Raw genomic sequence first — 17,180 nt, 5'->3', positions numbered from 1 at the left:
CGAGACTCCGCGCACGCTTAGGATTCTTTTATGACCACGCTTGCCGCCGACCGCGAAATCGAAGCCCTGATGGCGCTTCACCCGAAAGGCTTCGACCTTTCGCTCGACCGCATTTCGCGGTTGCTCGAACGTCTCGGCAATCCGCAGGACCGGCTGCCGCCGGTCATCCACATCGCCGGCACCAACGGCAAGGGCTCATGCGCCGCCTTTTCGCGGGCGCTGCTCGAAGCCGCTGGCCATCTCGTCCACGTGCACACCTCGCCGCATCTGGTGAACTGGCATGAGCGCTACCGTCTTGCCGCCGATGGCGGCGGCAGGCTGGTCGACGACGAGGTTTTCGCCGAGGCCATCGCCCGCGTCGCCAAGGCCAATGGCGGCCAGAAGATCACCGTCTTCGAGATACTCACTGCCGTCACCTTCATCCTGTTTTCCGAACATCCGGCCGCCGCCGCCATCATCGAGGTCGGCCTCGGCGGCCGCTTCGACGCCACCAATGTCATTGCCAGGCCGGCGGTATCGGTGATCATGCCGGTCTCGCTCGACCACGAAGCCTATCTCGGCGACCGGGTCGAACTGATCGCCGCCGAAAAGGCCGGCATCATCAAGCCCGGCTGCCCGGTTGTCATCGGCGCCCAGGAGACCGAAACGGCGCTCCAGGTGCTGATCGAAACCGCCGAGCGGCTCGACTGCCCGACCTTCGTCTACGGCCAGGATTTCCTCGCCTATGAGGAGAACGGACGTATGGTCTATCAGGACGAGGACGGCTTGATGGACTTGCCGCCGCCGCGCCTGCCAGGGCGTCACCAGTTCGCCAACGCGGCGGCCGCGATCGCCGCGGTCAAGGCGGCGGGCTTCGAGATCAGCCACCGCGCAGCCGAGAAGGCGATGACCAGTGTTGCCTGGCCGGGCCGCATGCAAAAGCTGGCGCAGGGCCGGCTGGCGGAGCTTGCGCCGAAGGGCGCCGACATCTGGCTCGACGGCGGCCACAATCCTGGCGCCGGCATCGTCGTCGCCGAGGCGCTGGCCGAGCAGGAGGACAAGAACCCGCGGCCGCTGTTCCTGATCTCCGGCATGATCAACACCAAGGACCAGAGCGGCTATTTCCGCGCCTTCAACGGCCTTGCCCGGCATGTCTACACGGTGCCGGTGAGCATGAGCGATGCCGGCGTGCCGAATGACGAACTGGCCGTTCGCGCCGTCGAGGCCGGTCTGTCGGCAGAGCCGGTAAGCTCCGTCGCCAGCGCCCTGATGCTGTTGCGCGATACATGGGACGGGCCGCCGCCGCGCATCCTGATCGGCGGTTCATTGTACCTGGCCGGCGCCGTATTGGCCGAGAACGGCACGCCGCCAGCCTGAGCGCGCGACGATCACCGCAAGGAGCCAGTGATGATCAAGGTAAAGCAACTCGCTCACGCCTGCATTTTTGCGCGTGATCTGGAAGCGACACGAAGCTTCTATCGGGACGTGCTTGGCATGGACACCCAGTTCAATTTCCTGCGCGACGGCAAGGTTTTTGGCTTCTACCTCAATTGCGGCGGCTGCAGCCACGTCGAGGTGTTCCAGAAAGACGAGGCTCGCTACAACGACCTGAACCAGATCAACCATTTCTGCCTTGAAGTGGAGAACATCGACGCGGCGATCACTCACATAAAGTCGAGGGGGGTCGACGTCACGGCCAAGAAACATGCCTGCGACGACACCTGGCAGGCCTGGATCCGCGACCCCAACGGCGTGAAGATCGAGTTGTTCGAGTACACCGGAAAAAGCGCTCAATTCGTCGGTGGCGACCGCATCGCCGATTGGTGATCGCGGGCCGCGAGAGATTTACTTCAGCTCGATTTCGATGAAGGCGTATTCGCCCTCGTTGGCGTTGATGACATCGTGCTCGACGCCTTCCTTGCGGAAATAGGGCGCGCCCTTCTTCATTTCGGCGAAGGATTTGCCGTCCTTGGTCAACAGCTTCACCTTGCCGTCCATCAGCGGCACGACGACATAGTCGTGGCCATGGCGATGCCAGCCGGTGTTGTCGCCCGGCTGGAAGCGGTATTCGGTGACGATGACGCGCTCATTGTCGATGAAGACGGTGGCCTTGGCGGATCCGGTCATGGGGTTCTCCTGTCTTTTTCAAGCAGAAGACATGGGCGACCGGCGCGCGAGGGCCAGAGCGCATTGAGCGATGACGCCAAAGAAAAAGCCCGGCGCGATGGCCGGGCTTGTCCTTCAAACACTTTGACTGGCTCAGGCGAGGTTGCCGTTGATCCAGTGCGACAGCGCGGTCTTTGGCGCGGCACCCACCTTGATATCGGCGCGTTCGCCACCCTTGAAGATCATCAGGGTCGGGATCGAGCGTACGCCGAACTGCGCCGCCAGTTCCGGGTTCTCGTCGATGTTCAGCTTGGCGATCTTGACCTTGCCGCCGAGTTCGGTGGCAATCTCTTCGAGCGCCGGCGCGATCATCTTGCACGGGCCGCACCATTCGGCCCAGAAATCAACCACGACCGGCTCCTTGGCGTTGAGCACATCGGCCTCGAAATTGCTCTTGTCGACCTTGACGGTGGCCATGCGGAAATCCTCTCGAAAATTCAGTTGCACCAAATGTGGTGGTTGTCGCGCCCTTCTTCAAGCAGTTCTTGTGTCACGCTCCCGTGAGTCGGGCAAGGGCATCATCCATGGCCGCCGGCGGCAGCTCGATCAGCCGGGGAGCCTCGGTAAACAGCAGCGCTGCCGACACCTCGTGGCCGGGATAAAGCGGCTGAAGCAGCGCGCGATAGAGTGCGAGTTGCAGCACATAGGCCGCCGGCACCTCGGCAATCGTCGCCGGCGCCGGCCGGTTGGTCTTGTAGTCGACGATCGACACGCGGCCCGATGTCACCGCCAGGCGGTCGATCTTGCCGGAGATGGAGCGTTTCCTGCCCTTCACCTCGAGGCTGCCCATGATCGAAACCTCGGCGCGCGACGAGGCGCCGAACAGCGGTGCGAAGCGCGGGTCGGCGAGGATCGAGAACACCGAGGCCAGCGCCTTGTCGCGCTCGGCGGGGGGCCATTCGGCGCCGGCGCGGGCCAGATAGCGTTGCGCGGCATTCCGGCGTTCGCCCTCGGCGATGCCGGGCAGCATTTGCAGAAGTTTGTGCAGCGCCAGCCCGCGCATAACAGCGAAACCGGGCTCCGCCTCCGCATCCAGCACCGGCGAGCGCGTGTCGGCCACGGTTTCCTTGCCCTCGTCGATCAATGCCGAGGCACCGGACGGCGACAGCGGCCGCGGCAGGTCCTCGTAGGGCGGCAGTGGCTGGAACAGGCTCTCCGGCAACGGCGAGAACCGCTGCGCCGGCCTGTTCTCTCCGGTTGCCGCGATGGCCACCGGCGGCAGCTTGGTCATGTGGAAGCGGTGCACCGGCTCGCCGGTGGCGGGATGCCGGCGTTCGGCGCTTTCCGGCGCGCCGACGAGCGCGCGGCTGACGATCGAATGCCAGGTGCCGGTGCTTGGCGCGCGCTTGCCGTGATAGGCACAGACGATCAGCCGGTCCTCGGCCCGCGTCATGCCGACATAGAGCAGCCGGCGGTACTCGTCGTCGGCGAGTTCGCGCGCACGCGCTGCTGCTGCCTTCGAAAAGCCGTTGGCGACGTCGCTGGCAGAGCGCCAGAGATAGCCCTTGCCGACGAAATGCACGCCCGAGCTATTGAACGGCATCAGCCTTGGCAAATGCTGGTCGCTGAACGGCGCCGAGCCGCCATCGACCAGGAAGACGACAGGCGCTTCCAGGCCCTTGGCGGCGTGCACCGTCATGACACGCACCTCGTCGCGGGTCTGGTCCATCTCGCGCTTGATCTCGGGGCCGGTGCTTTCCAGCGTCGCCAGGAAGGCTTCCAGCCCCGGCAGGCCGGTCCGCTCCTCGGCCAGGCAGAAGCTCAGGAATTCGTCGACAATATCGCCGGCCTCCGGTCCGAGCCGCGCGATCATCTTCTTGCGCAGCCCGTCGCGGGCGAGTGCCGCGGCATAGAATTCGAACACCGGCTTGAACGCCGCCTCGTGCGCCCAGGCATCGAGCCGGCTAACGATGGCGGCCAGCGCGGCGTCTTCGCCGGCATGCAGTCTCAGCGAGCCGATCAGCGACAGTCCCGGCGTCCGCCCGCTTGCCAGCGCAAACAGCCGCTCCTCGGAAACGTCGAAGATCGGGCTGCGCAGCACTGCGGCCAGCGACAGGTCATCCTCCGGCTGGATGAGGAAATGGCCGAGCGCGATCAGGTCCTTGACCGCGATATGGCCGGGCAGGCTCAGCCGGTCGGCGCCCGCAACCGGGATTTGCCGGTTCTTCAGGCTGCGCGACAAGGCATGGACGAAGCGGTCGCGCTTGCGCACCAGCACAAGAATGTCGCCGGCCGTCAGCTTCCTGCCCTTGCCTTCGATGATCTCGCCGTCCCGGAGCCAGCTCTGGATGGTCGCCGCGACGTGTTCGGCAACGCGCACCGCAGGCGCGCTGGCATGGTTGACCGGCAAGGTCCAGTCGTCGGGTTCCTCGACCGCATCGGCGCCGATCGATGGCCAGACCTCGACATAACCCGGCGCGTCGGTGCGGATCGCCTTGTGGTTCAGCGGGTCGGGATCGTGGCTGATGCCGCGCCGCACGCCCGGTTCAGCGAAGACGCGGTCGACGGCGGAAAGCACGTCGTCGGTCGAGCGGAACGACCAGGTCAGCTTGAGATCTGCGAACGAGGCGTCCGCGTCGCGCACGCGTCCGGCAAACAAAAGCCGGCTGTCGGCAAAGGAGTCCGGGGCGGCACCCTGGAAGGAATAGATCGACTGCTTTTCGTCGCCGACGGCAAACACCGTGCGCTGCACGGCCTCGCGCTGGCCGAGCCCGGCGAAGAATTCTTCCGTCAGCCGCTTCACCACCTCCCATTGGTCGGGGCTGGTGTCCTGCGCCTCGTCGAGCAGGATATGGTCGATGCCCTGGTCGAGCTTGTATTGCACCCAGGGTCCGGCGTCGGGCCGCGCCAGCAGGCTGACCGTGCGGGTGATGAGATCGTTGAAATCGAGGAAGCCGCGGCCGCGCTTCAGCTGCTCGTAGCGGGCGATCAGCCAGCCAGCGATCGTCAGCGCGGCGCACGTGCCTTCCAGCATCCGGAACAGCGCCAACCTGTCCGAAGCCTCGAGGATGGCATTGACGGCCGCCAGATAGCGTTCTGGAAGGTCGGGCAGCCAGTCGAGCAGCGCCTTCTTGAATGCTTTTGCCGGATCATAGGGGTCGCCATCCGCCTTGAGGAAGGCCTTGCCGAGCATCTGCAGCCGGCGGATCGGATCCTTCTCGGCGAAGGCGGCACGGGCATAGGGCAGCAGATTGTTCAAGACCGTGCGGGCGTCGGTGGCTTCGGCAGCCTGGGCGAAGCCGGCAAAATAATCGGGCAGGAAGCCCGGCAGCGGCCAGGCCGAGGCGGCTATGCCTTCGCCCGTTTCTCCGGCGCGGAACCGGAAATCGTCGAACAGCGGCTGGAAGCCCAGCCCGTCACGGCCAAGCGCGCCGATGAAGGCGCGCAGGCCGTCGCGCTTGTGCACGATCTCGGCAAGCAGCGCGTCGAGACCGGCTTCGCCGCCGCGCTCCAGCACGGTGGCAAAAGCCTCCGCCAGTCCGGCGTCGCCGGCGGTGCCCGAAATCATGTCGCGGCGTGCGGTGGCGAAAAGCGACGCCTCCATCTGCGGATCGAGCATTTCGAAATGCGCCGGAATGTTGGCTTCCAGCGGGAACTGATGCAGCACCGATTCGCAGAAGGCGTGGATGGTCTGGATTTTCAGCCCGCCCGGCGTCTCCAGCGCCTCGGCGAACAGCCGCCGCGCCCGGCGCATCGTGTCGCGATCGGCCGCCCCTCGGCCGTCCAGCGCTTCGATCCGTGCCGCCAGTTCCGCGTCGCCGAGCGACGTCCATTCGGAAAGCTTCGAGAACACCCGGTTCGACATGTTGGCGGCGGCGGCGCGCGTGTAGGTCAGGCACAGGATCTTCGACGGATCGGTGCCGCGCAACAAAAGCCGGATGACACGCTGCGCCAGCACATGCGTCTTGCCGGAGCCGGCATTGGCCGACACCCAGGCCGAATTCAGCGGGTCTGATGCGCGCGCCTGGCTGGCGGCGGTGTCGCTCGGGATCGGGTAGGCCTTCTTCATGCCTCCCCCACCTCGTCGTCGGTGTCGCCGCCGGCCGACCATTCGAGCACGCGCGCCAGATGGTCGTAGTCGCCGTCCGCCTCGCCCTCGCGGAAGGGCAGCGCGCGCGACAGATAGCCGGTCGTCGGGTCGGCATAATGGAAGAGCAGGTTTTCCAGCCGCGCCCAGGCCTCTTCGGCGAGATCGGCGGCGGTCCTGGGCTTGCGGTTGTATTCGAGGATCGATTCCTCGAACACGTCGCCATTCGGCTTCAGCCTGACGAAAGCGAGTTGTGACGGCTCGCGGGCGCCGAGATCCCTGAAGGCGCCGCGCCTGAGCAGCGCGCCTTCCAACGCCAGCTGCGGCGCCAGCAGCGTGTGCGCCTGCACTTTGGAGGGCGAGGAGCCGGTCTTGTAGTCGAGTATATCGGCCATGCCGCCGGCCAGCAGGTCGACGCGGTCGGCATAGCCGGACAGCGTCACGCCGGTGCGGCCGACGGTGGTCTTCTCGGCGCGCTCCTCCGAATGCCGCCTTGCCACCGCATCGGCGCGGGTCTGCTCCCATCCGATGATGTTGGCGGCGAGTTTTTCGAAGCGCGGCCACCACACCGCCTCGACGTCGGGCGGCAGCGCGGCCTCGGCAAAGCTGACGCGGCCGGCTTCGATGAGGCCGTCCAGGGCGCCGGGTTCGCGCGGGTCCAGTACGCGGCGCGAGAACAGATGCAGGATGGCGTGAAACAGCGTGCCGCGCTCGGCCGCGCCCGGGTCGCGGATCACCGGATCGAGCGGCTTCAGGTCGAGGATTTTCCTGGCGTAGATCGCATAGGGGTCGCGGCGCAGTGTCTCGATCTCGGTGACCGAGAATTGCTGCGGCCGGACGCTGAGCGGCGGCCTCGGTTGCGGCCGCGGCGCAAAATCCTGCTTTTCGCCGGCGTCGAGCGCCCGCGCCCAGGTCAGCAACTCGTCGCCGCGTCGCAAGGGCGGCGCCGCATGCTCCTTGCCGATGAAGGTGAGCAGGCGCTGCAGCCAGCGCGACGGCACCGCCGGTGCGTCGCCGGAACGGGCCGAGCGCGTCAGCACGACCTTTTTCGCCCCCATCGCCATCTGGAAGTCATGCGCGGCAAGGCCGATGCGCCGTTCCGGCGGCTCAAGGTCGATACCGGTCTTCATCAGCCGCGACATGAAGCGATCGCTTTCCGGCTTGCGCGGCCACACGCCTTCGTTGAGCCCGCCGATGATCAGCGTGTCGACGCTCTGCAGTCGTGCTTCCAACGCGCCCCAGATGGCGATGTTGCGGTCGGTGCCCTGCGCCGGCTTGACCGTTTCCGGCGCGATCAGCGCCTCCATCACGTCGGGCCATTCGGCCGCCGCAAACGAGAACGGCGCTGACGCTGCGACCAGACCGCGCAACAGTTCGGCGAGTTTTTCGCCGGCATCGCCGGCATAGAGTTCGGCAAGGCCGCCATCGGCCGCCCGGCCGAGGTTTTCCAGTGCAACGATGCTCGCCCGCGTCAGCGCAGCAAGATCGGCATCGGGCTCGCCACGAAAGGCGGTCAGCGGCGAGAGTGCGGCCACGAGACGATTGAGCACATCCCGTGCATTGTCGATGCCGCGCACTGTCAGCCGCGAAAACCAGAAAGGCGGCCGGCTGTCGCCAAGGCCCGAGAGGCGGGCCTCGAAAAGGCCCGCAAGCGAAGCGACATCCGGTCGTCCGGTGCCGCCGCGTAGCGCCACCAGTTCGACGATTTCCGCCGCGTGGCGGACGTCAGCGCGTTCGCGACCCAGGCCGAGCAGTGGATGCTTGAGCAGCGACAGCAGGCCCACCGGGTCGCCTGGCCGGAACACGGCCTGCAGCGCCAGCCTGAGCAGGCTGGCGGCGGGCGAGTTGGTTAAAGGCGTGCCACCGGAATCGTCGGCGATGACGCCGAAGCGCTTGAGCTCCGCCGACACACGCCGCGCCAGCGCACGATCGCCGGTGACGAGGGCGGCTCGCTGGCCGGGCTGTTCGACGGCGCGTTTGAGCGCTACCGCGATCGCCACCGCCTCGTCGCGTTCGCTGGCGGCCTCCACCAGGGTCACGTCGGCCAGGGCCTCGGCGATATCGCCGGCTTGGAAGGCAAGGCGCGTCTCGGTCCACAGTTCGGTGGTCTCGGCCGGTCGCAGCGCCTCGCCGACCAAGGCCGCGCGCAGCGCCAGCGGCCGGTCCGCGGCGGCGATCTCCTCGACATCCGCCCGCAGCACGCCGACGCCGTTGATCAGCTTCGCCAGGCCGTATTGCGGGTGCCCAAGCAGGGCCGGGCGCGCGCCGGGCGCCGAAAGTGCGGCGAAGGACGCCTCGTCAAGCCCGTTGTCGAGGCCGGGCAGCACGACGGCGCCGTTGGGCAGGCTGGCGATCGCGGCCAGCAGTTCGGCCGTCGCCGGGATCGAGCCGGTCGAGCCGGCGGCGATCACCGGTCCGACCGGCGGATTGCGTTTCAGCCGCGCCGCCTCCAGCCGGATCAGCGCGCTGCGATGCGCGGCCGGGTTCGAGCGCTGGCGCTCTTCCAGCAGCTTCGGCCAGTTGTCGGTGACGATGCCGAGAAAATCCAGCGTCACCTGCCACCAGCCGGCGAGATTGCCGGTCACCAGCGTGGCGAGCTTGGCCCAGTCCGTGCCCTCGGTCTCGATCTCGTCCATCAGCCGCGCAAGGTCGCGCGCCAGCCAGATCGCATCGGCGGCCGAGGCTGGAATGACGATCTCCTCGTTGAAACGGGCAGCGACCGCCGCCGGCAGATGGCTCTTCCACAGCCGCACCAGCGGCGCCAGCAGCAGCAGACGTTCCTGCGCCGCGATCGGCGGCGCGAGATCGATGGCTAAAGCCGCCTCGGCATCGAAAGCGGCCTCGTCCTCGTCGAACTCGCCGAGCGGGCGCACCACCGGCAGGATCGCCGAGCGGCCGCCCAGATGGTCGACGAAGGCGCCGCGCAGCGCGCGCGCGGCGCGGCGGGTCGGCACATAGATGGTGACGTCGGCCAGTGCCAGTGGGTCGCCGTCGAAGCGGAACCCGGGGACCAGCCGGCCGGCCAGCAACGCCTCCGCCAGCGTCGACAGAAACGGCGCTCCTGATGGTATCGAGAAGACGCGGCGCGAGCCGCTCATTGCGACTCGGTGAGGGCGCCGGCGACCGCCGCTTCAGCCTGCGGAATGGCGTCGGGCGTGCCGACGGTGATCCAGTGGCCTTGCATCTTCATGCCGAACAGGCGGCCAGCGGCGATGGCCGTGTCGAAATAGGCGTTGAGCGAGTGCGGCCCTGCCGGTGCGTCCTTGAAGATGCGCGGATGAATGATCGCCGCCCCGGCATAGATCACCCCGGCCGGATCGCCCTTCGATCGGCGCAGGGCGCCATCCGGCGCCATCAGGAAATCCGTGCCGACGCAGTGTCCGGTCGCTGAATCGAGATCGGTTAGCATCAGCAGAATATCCATTTTCGAGCCGTCCCATGCAAGGGAAAGGCGCTCGAGGCTGGGCTGGCCGCTATCGATCCAGAATGTGTCGGCATTGATGATGTAAAAGGCACCCTTGCCCAGCTCCGGCAGCGCCTTGACGATGCCGCCGGCCGAATCAAGCAAGGCTTCGCTCTCATCGGAAATGAGGATTCTCGGCGCCCGCCGTGCGGCGACATGAGCGACGATCTGCTCGGGAAGGTAATGGACGTTGACGATAGCGCTCTCGACGCCGGCCATGGCCAGGCTGTCCAGCCCCCAGTCGAGCAGTGTCTTACCGGCGACTTTCACCAGCGGCTTCGGCATCGTGTCGGTGATCGGCCGCATGCGCTTTCCAAGCCCCGCGGCAAGCACCATCGCGGTCTTGGGGTTAGTGGTCACAGCGGTCGTTCTTCCAGCAGGCCATGGGCGACATAGAAGGCGTGTAACCCGGCAAGTGCCGGATGCGCCAGTGCCCGCCCTAGATAGTCGCGGATGCGCGGCAGGTGCTTGAGGTAGAATGGCTTGCCGTCGCGCTTCTCGAGCCGCACGAAAATGCCGAGGATCTTCGAATTGCGCTGCGCCGCCATGATGGCATAGGCCTCCCTGAAGGCCGCTTCGTCGAAAGCGCCGGCGGTGTGGCGCGCCGCGATATAGGCGTCGAGCGTCCGCTTCTCGATCTCGGGCGATACTGTGACGCGGGCATCCATGGCCAGCGAGGCGACGTCATAGGCGGACGGGCCGATCAGCGCGTCCTGGATGTCGACGATGCCGAGGCGGTCGTGCCCGGACCGCTCGCCGCGCCAGATGATGTTAGGTGAATGGAAGTCGCGCAGCATCAGCGTGTACTCGCTGGCCGCGAGCCGGTCGAGAACCGCGTTCCATTCCCTGGTGTAGCCGGCCCGCAGGGCCTCGCTTGCCGGGCCGCCGGTGACCATCGGCACATACCAGTCGACCAACAGATCGGCCTCGATTATCATCGCGTCTCGGTCGAAGGGCGGCACGTCGTGGAAGATGCCGGGCGCTGCCTGCATCCGCTCGGGCCAGGCCTTGCCATGCATCATGGCCAGCAGTTCGGCAGCCGCCGCGTAGCGCTCGGCGACCGGCTCGCCGTCGCTGCCCAAAAACCCCTCTGAGCCGAGATGCTCAAGCAGCAAGAAGCCCTGCTCGAGATCCTCGGCATGGATTTCCGGCACGCAGACGCCGGCGGCCAGCAAAGCCCTGTCGATGGCGACGAAGGCCGTGACGGATTGCGCGGAATGGGCGATCACGGCATAGGGCTTGCCGTCACGCACTGGCGGCCCCAGCACCAGTCGTGGCGAATTCATCAGCACGCGCGGCGCAAGGCCGGCGCGCGAGACGATTTCGTAGGAGCGGGCCGAGGCGTCGCCGACGAAATGACGGCGGCTCGCCTCACCCCATCCGGCCGAGTCGAGAAAGTCGCGCATCGCCATCGACCGTGCCGCGCGCTCGATGGCGGCACCTTGCCCCGACAGGCTTGCCCGGCGGCCCTCGCCCTGATGGACGAGTTCGATCCAGAGCGTGCTTGCCGGCATCTGGGTTTCGGCCCGTTCCGGCCACTCGACCAGCGCTGCCCCTTGCGCCAGCGCATCGTCGAAGCCGAGTTCGTCGAGTTCGGACGCCGAAGACAGGCGGTAGAGATCGAAATGATGCACGGGTACGCGCGTGTTGTAGCTCTGCACCAGCGTGAAGGTCGGGCTCGGCACGTCGAGGGCCGTATTGTCGGCCAGCGCCCTTATCAGCGCCCGTGCCAGCGTCGACTTGCCGGCGCCGAGATCGCCCTTCAGCGCCAGCACATCGCCGGGGCGCAGCGCCATGGCGAGATCCTCGCCGAGCCTTGCGGTCGCGGCCTCGTCGGCGAGAAAGCGCTCCAGCCCTGCCATGAAGCGCGCTACTCGGCCGCGGCGCGGATGCCCGAAGGCGCGTCGGGGAATGTGCAGATGACCGTGGTGCCGCTGTCCCTGCCGGTCTGGATGCGGACGCTGCCGCCATGCAATTCGACAAAGCTCTTGACGATCGACAGGCCAAGGCCTGCACCGCGCCGGCGCCCGCCATTGGTCCTCGGCTCGAAGCGCCGGAACACCGAATCGAGCACGTCCGGCGGCATGCCTGGGCCGTCGTCATGGACGGAGAATTCCACGCCCTCTGCCAACTGGCGGCAGGCAAGCGTGACCGTGCTTGCCTCCGGTGCGTAGTTGGCGGCGTTGCTCAAGAGGTTGTAGAGGATCTGGCGGATGCGGGTCTCGTCGCCGTGGAAGCTTTTCGGCGCCGCCGCCGCATCGACCTTGAGCTTGATCGAATGCTCCTCCAACCGCTCGGCGACCAGCTCGGATGCTGCCGCGATGGTCCGTTCGACGCTGACTTCGGAAATGTCCAGCTGCATGATGCCGGCGTCGACCGTCGCCAGGTCGAGTATGTCGTTGACGATGGTGAGCAGCACCGAGGAGGATGAGCCGACATGCTCGACATATTCGCGCTGCTTCGGCGTCAGCGGCCCGGTCGCCGGCAGCGATAGAAGCTCGGTGAAGCCGATGATGTTGGTCAGCGGCGAGCGCAGCTCGTAGGAAACGTGCTGCACGAAATCGTTCTTCAGCTGGTCGGATTTCTCCAGCGCCTCGTTCTTGTCCTTCAGCGCCCGCTCGACATTGACGCTGTCGGTGACGTCGACGAAGGTCATCATCACCTGGCCGTTGGGCAGGTGGATGACGGCATAGCGCAGCACGGTGCCGTTGGTGAGCTCGGTCTGGCCATGGCGGTCGCGACGCTCGTCGTCGAAGCCGGTGATGGCGGCGACGAACCCGCCCCACGGGCTGTCCGCGGCGCGCTGGTCGCACAAATCGCGGATCGCCTGGACGTGGACGTTGGGCTTGACCACGTCCTGGCTCAGCCCCCACAGCGCGACGAAGGCCGGATTGGACAGGCGGAGCCGCCCGTCGGGTCCGAACACCGCCACGCCTTCGGCGAGGTTGTCCAGCGTCTCGCCCTGGACCCGCACCGCCGTCTGGTAGCGGCTTTCGAGATCCATCTTCTCGGTCAGGTTCTCGAACACCCAGGTCACGCCGCCCTTGGGCTGCGGGTTGGCGACCACGCGGATCGTCTTGCCATCGGGCAGATGCCACCAATGCTCCTGCGATTCGACCGCGCGGTAGGCGCTGAGCAGGCCCTCCTTCCAGCGCCGCCATTCGGGCTGCTCGGCGATCTTGCCTTCGCTGCGCAGCCGGTCGAGCAACAGGGCGTTGTCCGGGGCGCTGTGCAGGAAGCCGCTGTCGAGGTTCCACAACTTCTGGAACGCCTGGTTGAAGAAGCGCAGCTTCTCGTCGGTGTCGAAGATCGCAACCGCCGTGTTGAGCTGGTCGAGCGTGTCGGCGTGGCTTCGGACCGTGCGTTCATATTCGCCGCGGATGGTTTCGGTGGCGCTGGTGTCGCAGGCAAGCCCGGCCGAGCCGTCGGTGCCGGCGAAGTCGGTCACCGCGAACACACGACGGTCGCCCTCGATCACGGTCGACAGCGTCTGTTCGAAGATCGGGCGCGATTTGTGCTGTTCGGCGATCGTCTCGCGCGCCTGGCCGCCGAGGAATTCCTTGGCGTCGCGAACCGCGGCTTCGGCGTTTGGCGCCTCGACCGCCTCGGCATAGGCGCGGTTGACCCATTTCAGCCGCCCGTCGGCCGCGCGCAGCCATGTCGGCATCTTCAGCGCGTCGAGCAGTCCGAGCATGGTGTCGTAGTCGGCGCTGAGCCGCTGGTTCTCGATCTTGAGCCTCGCCTGGCTGCGCAGCGTTTCCGACAGCGAGACGAAACGCACCAGCACATGCGCCGCGCTCTTGCGGCCATAGACTTCGAGCGGCACCCCGGCCTGCGTTTCGATGACGAGATCGAAGGCCCTGGCCTGCTCGCGCAAGGCGGCCACGGCATGTTCGAGCGCCGCCGCCGAACGCGGCATCAGCCAGCGGCCGAAGGCGAGGAAGGCGGCCCGGTCCTCGGGGGCGCCGCTGTCCACCGGCAAGGTGCCGAGGAGCTCGGGCTTCTTGTTCTCCGAGGCCCAGACGACAACGCGCTGGTCGCGCAGGTTGAGCAGCGCTTCCGAGCGCTGCAGCGCCGCGTTGACGTCGGCTATGCGGGTCCTGAGTTCGGCATTCTGCGCCGAGGTGCGGGCTCTTTCGCGGATCAGGAAGATCGCCGAGACGAGTGCCGCGCCCATGACGCCGGCGAACATGGCCATTTGCATGACCTCGACCGCGCTGACCCCCAGTCCGGCCTTTTGCGCGACATCGGGTTCGGCATGCGCGGCAAATACAAGCAGCGGACCGGAAAGCACCGAGGTGGCAAGAAATGCCCTGATGCGTGCTCCGGCACGCCATGACAACCGCCCGCCCGCAACGGCGGGGCCGGTCATTGTCGAATCGTCATGGCCGCCGGAAACGGCCTGTCCCGCCTGACGCGGGTTTTCCCCCGGCATGTCGTGGTCCTCTTCGCCGCCTGAATGCAAGACCGCCCTGATGCGTGCGCCGTCCCTCGTCCCCGAACCGCGAATCACAACATAGCGCTTGCTGGAATCGGCGTGAAGAATCAATCGGCGCAAAAATAAAGCCGGGCGAAAAGTCAATCGCCCGGCTTCAATATGTGGTAGGAATTTTCGCCTTGGTTAATAGCGGTAGTGTTCCGGCTTGAACGGCCCCTGCGGCGTCACGCCGATATAGGCGGCCTGTTCGCCAGACAGTTCGGTTAGCCGGGCACCGAGCTTGCCGAGATGCAGGCGCGCGACCTTTTCGTCGAGGTGCTTCGGCAGCACGTAGACCTGGTTCTGGTACTGGCCGGGCTTGCTGTAGAGCTCGATCTGCGCCAGCACCTGGTTGGTGAACGAGGCCGACATTACGAAGCTCGGATGGCCGGTCGCGTTGCCGAGATTGAGCAGCCTGCCTTCCGACAACAGGATCATCCGCTTGCCGTCCGGGAAGGTGATCATGTCGACCTGCGGCTTGACGTTGGTCCATTTCAGGTTGCGCAGCGACGCCACCTGGATCTCGTTGTCGAAGTGGCCGATGTTGCCGACGATCACCATGTCCTTCATCGAGCGCATGTGGTCGAGGGTGACGACATCCTTGTTGCCGGTGGTGGTGATGACGATGTCGGCGGTGGGGGCGGCGTCTTCCAGCGTGACGACCTCGAAGCCGTCCATCGCCGCCTGCAGCGCGCAGATCGGATCGACCTCGGTAACCTTGACGCGAGCGCCGGCGCCCTTCAGCGAGGCCGACGAGCCCTTGCCGACGTCGCCATAGCCGCAGACGACCGCGACCTTGCCGGCCATCATGGTGTCGGTGCCGCGGCGGATGCCGTCGACCAGCGATTCCTTGCAGCCATACTTGTTGTCGAACTTCGACTTGGTCACGGAATCATTGACGTTGATGGCCGGGAACGGCAGCAGGCCCTTCTTCTGCAGCTGGTAGAGCCGGTTGACGCCGGTCGTCGTCTCTTCGGTGACGCCACGGATCGCTTCCCTCTGCTTGGTGAAGAAGCCCGGCGAGGCCTTCAGCCGCTTCTTGATCTGGGCGAACAGGATCTCTTCCTCTTCGCTGCCCGGGTTGGACAGCACGTCCTCACCGGCTTCGGCGCGGGCGCCGATCAGAATGTACATTGTGGCGTCGCCGCCATCGTCGAGAATCATGTTGGAGGTACCGCCATCGGTCCACTGGAAGATCCTGTCGGTGTAGTCCCAGTAATCCTCGAGCGTCTCGCCCTTGATGGCGAACACCGGAATGCCGGCTTCGGCGATCGCCGCCGCCGCGTGGTCCTGGGTCGAGAAGATGTTGCACGAGGCCCAGCGGATGTCGGCGCCCAGCGCCTTCAGCGTTTCGATCAGCACCGCCGTCTGGATCGTCATGTGCAGCGAGCCGGTGATGCGCGCGCCCTTGAGCGGCTTCTTGTCGCCGAATTCCTCGCGGCAGGCCATCAGGCCCGGCATTTCCGTTTCGGCGATCTCGATCTCCTTGCGGCCCCAGCCGGCAAGCGAGATGTCGGCGACCACATAGTCCTTGCTACCCGTCATGGCAGTGCTCCGGTGTGAAATGTCAGTGGCACGCGCCCGCGCCGGAAGGCGCATGGAGGGGCGCGAATTGCCGGCCTGACTAGCAGATCGGTCGTCAAACGACAATGGGATATAAAGAAATCTTTATTCGTGCATGTCCTTGCGGGGCGGCGTCAGCATTTCCAGGAAAGCCGCCGTCGGCTCTGCCAGGCAAGGCGCCGTCAGCTTTCCTCGCCGAAGCGCGAAGCGACCAACTGCTCCAGCGCGTCCATCGCCTGCAAGGCTTCCGGCCCGCTGGCGGAGACGCGGATCGAATAGCCGGGGCTCGCTGCCAGCATCATCAGCCCCATGATCGAAGTGCCGCCGACCTTGACGCCGTCCTTCTCGACATCGACCGTGGCGTCGAAGCCGCTGGCGACCTGGACGAACTTCGCCGAGGCGCGCGCATGCAGGCCGCGCTGGTTGACGATCGGGAACTCGCGCACGACCCGGTCTTTCTCCGGCGACAGCGCGGTCATTTGCTGCTCAGGAGCTGACTGGCCACGTTGATGTATTTGCGCCCGGCCGCCTGCGCCTCGTCGAGCGCGGCGGCCATGTTGTCGCCCTTGCGAATCGAGGAAAGCTTGATCAGCATCGGCAGGTTCATGCCGGCAATCACCTCGGTGCGGCCGGATTCCATCACCGAAATGGCAAGGTTGGAAGGCGTGCCGCCGAACATGTCGGTCAAAACGATGACGCCAGCCCCGGTGTCGACGCGCGCCACGGCGTCGACGATGTCGCGGCGGCGCTGCTCCATATCGTCATCGGCACCGATCGCCACGGTTTCGAAATTGTCTTGTGGCCCGACGACATGTTCCACGGCATGTCGGAACTCGGTGGCCAGTTGACCGTGCGTTACAAGCACGAGTCCGATCATTCGTTGGTGGCTCCCGTCATCGCCGCTTCACAGGCGCATTTTATGCTCGCCAGCCATTCCAGGCGGCGGGAGCGCTATCTTGTCGACGCGAGGCGCGTTGACAAGCCCAAAATTGCGCCGGCCCGGGCCATTTTGACGCATTGCAACAAAAAATCCGGACCGGATCATAAAAAAGGCGCGATGGACAACCGCGCCATCACCGCCGGCAAGGCGGTGGCGGCGTTGCGCTCGGCAAGGTCAATACGCGGCACCGGGCAGCCTGCGACCGGCTCGCTGATTTCCTCCTGGAAACGGGCCATCTCCGCCTTCGGCACCAGCCGCGCATGCAGGTCGATTACCCCGCCCGCTTCGAATGGCAGCGGGCGCGGCATGAACCCAGGCACTTCGGCGAGGCCGGCGATGGTCGCCGGCACGCGACAGACCAGCCGCCCGGAGTGGGCCGCGGCCAGCAGCCTGTCGTCGCCGATCAGCCGCGAGAATAGTCCGCGCGCCCGGCAATGGTCGATGAGCACCAGTGCCAGCGTCGTCTTGCCGGCGCCGGATGGCCCGGTGATGAGGACGCCGCGCTCGCCGATCAGGATCGCGGTTCCGTGGATGTTTTCAGGCTTCGCGGCGACATCAAGCATGA

Annotated in this window: 13 protein-coding genes; 2 read left to right on the top strand and 11 right to left on the bottom strand. The window is 66.3% G+C overall.

The window, feature by feature from the left end:
* The first annotated feature begins 30 nt into the window (after nt 1-30).
* Both AC1RUK_RS27105 and AC1RUK_RS27100 read left to right on the top strand, forming a co-directional pair.
* A complete protein-coding gene (locus tag AC1RUK_RS27105; RefSeq protein ID WP_481838178.1) occupies nt 31-1,356 on the top strand; it encodes a bifunctional folylpolyglutamate synthase/dihydrofolate synthase in 1,326 nt (441 codons plus the stop codon).
* A 30-nt stretch (nt 1,357-1,386) separates the two neighbouring features.
* Complete coding sequence (locus AC1RUK_RS27100) at nt 1,387-1,806, top strand: VOC family protein (RefSeq protein ID WP_481838179.1); 420 nt, start codon at nt 1,387-1,389, stop codon at nt 1,804-1,806.
* Nucleotides 1,807-1,824: 18 nt separating this feature from the next.
* Here the strand turns inward: AC1RUK_RS27100 and AC1RUK_RS27095 are convergent, their stop codons facing one another.
* The 11 genes from AC1RUK_RS27095 to AC1RUK_RS27045 form a co-directional block, all read right to left on the bottom strand.
* Nucleotides 1,825-2,106 (bottom strand): cupin domain-containing protein, encoded by a 282-nt coding sequence (locus AC1RUK_RS27095; protein ID WP_481840142.1) that lies wholly within the window; start codon nt 2,104-2,106, stop codon nt 1,825-1,827.
* Nucleotides 2,107-2,238: 132 nt separating this feature from the next.
* Nucleotides 2,239-2,562, bottom strand: a complete 324-nt coding sequence (gene trxA, locus AC1RUK_RS27090; protein WP_436170200.1) for a thioredoxin — start codon at nt 2,560-2,562, stop codon at nt 2,239-2,241.
* 73 nt (nt 2,563-2,635) lie between these two features.
* Nucleotides 2,636-6,154 (bottom strand): double-strand break repair helicase AddA, encoded by a 3,519-nt coding sequence (gene addA, locus AC1RUK_RS27085; protein ID WP_481838180.1) that lies wholly within the window; start codon nt 6,152-6,154, stop codon nt 2,636-2,638.
* Entirely contained in the window at nt 6,151-9,270 is a 3,120-nt protein-coding gene (addB, locus tag AC1RUK_RS27080; protein WP_481838181.1) for a double-strand break repair protein AddB, read from the bottom strand. Before addB ends, addA begins: the two co-directional genes overlap by 4 nt.
* On the bottom strand, nt 9,267-9,995 hold the full coding sequence (locus AC1RUK_RS27075) for a nucleotidyltransferase family protein (protein WP_481838182.1): 729 nt from the start codon (nt 9,993-9,995) through the stop codon (nt 9,267-9,269). Before AC1RUK_RS27075 ends, addB begins: the two co-directional genes overlap by 4 nt.
* Nucleotides 9,992-11,497 carry a tRNA (adenosine(37)-N6)-threonylcarbamoyltransferase complex ATPase subunit type 1 TsaE gene (tsaE, locus tag AC1RUK_RS27070; protein WP_481838183.1) on the bottom strand — a complete coding sequence of 502 codons (1,506 nt, stop codon included), beginning with the start codon at nt 11,495-11,497 and terminating at the stop codon, nt 9,992-9,994. The genes AC1RUK_RS27075 and tsaE overlap by 4 nt, the downstream gene beginning before the upstream one ends.
* 8 nt (nt 11,498-11,505) lie before the next feature.
* A complete protein-coding gene (locus AC1RUK_RS27065; protein ID WP_481838184.1) occupies nt 11,506-14,070 on the bottom strand; it encodes a sensor histidine kinase in 2,565 nt (854 codons plus the stop codon).
* 186 nt (nt 14,071-14,256) lie between these two features.
* Nucleotides 14,257-15,657 carry an adenosylhomocysteinase gene (gene ahcY, locus AC1RUK_RS27060; protein ID WP_436170206.1) on the bottom strand — a complete coding sequence of 467 codons (1,401 nt, stop codon included), beginning with the start codon at nt 15,655-15,657 and terminating at the stop codon, nt 14,257-14,259.
* A 200-nt stretch (nt 15,658-15,857) separates the two neighbouring features.
* Nucleotides 15,858-16,154, bottom strand: a complete 297-nt coding sequence (locus AC1RUK_RS27055) for an HPr family phosphocarrier protein (RefSeq protein WP_481838185.1) — start codon at nt 16,152-16,154, stop codon at nt 15,858-15,860.
* Complete coding sequence (locus tag AC1RUK_RS27050) at nt 16,151-16,552, bottom strand: PTS sugar transporter subunit IIA (protein ID WP_010912939.1); 402 nt, start codon at nt 16,550-16,552, stop codon at nt 16,151-16,153. The genes AC1RUK_RS27055 and AC1RUK_RS27050 overlap by 4 nt, the downstream gene beginning before the upstream one ends.
* A 164-nt stretch (nt 16,553-16,716) precedes the next feature.
* Complete coding sequence (locus AC1RUK_RS27045) at nt 16,717-17,178, bottom strand: HPr kinase/phosphorylase (protein ID WP_481838186.1); 462 nt, start codon at nt 17,176-17,178, stop codon at nt 16,717-16,719.
* Between the last annotated feature and the right edge of the window lie 2 nt (nt 17,179-17,180).

This window comes from Mesorhizobium monacense (genome assembly GCF_056781675.1).
This window is presented reverse-complemented; position numbering and strand designations above follow the sequence as displayed.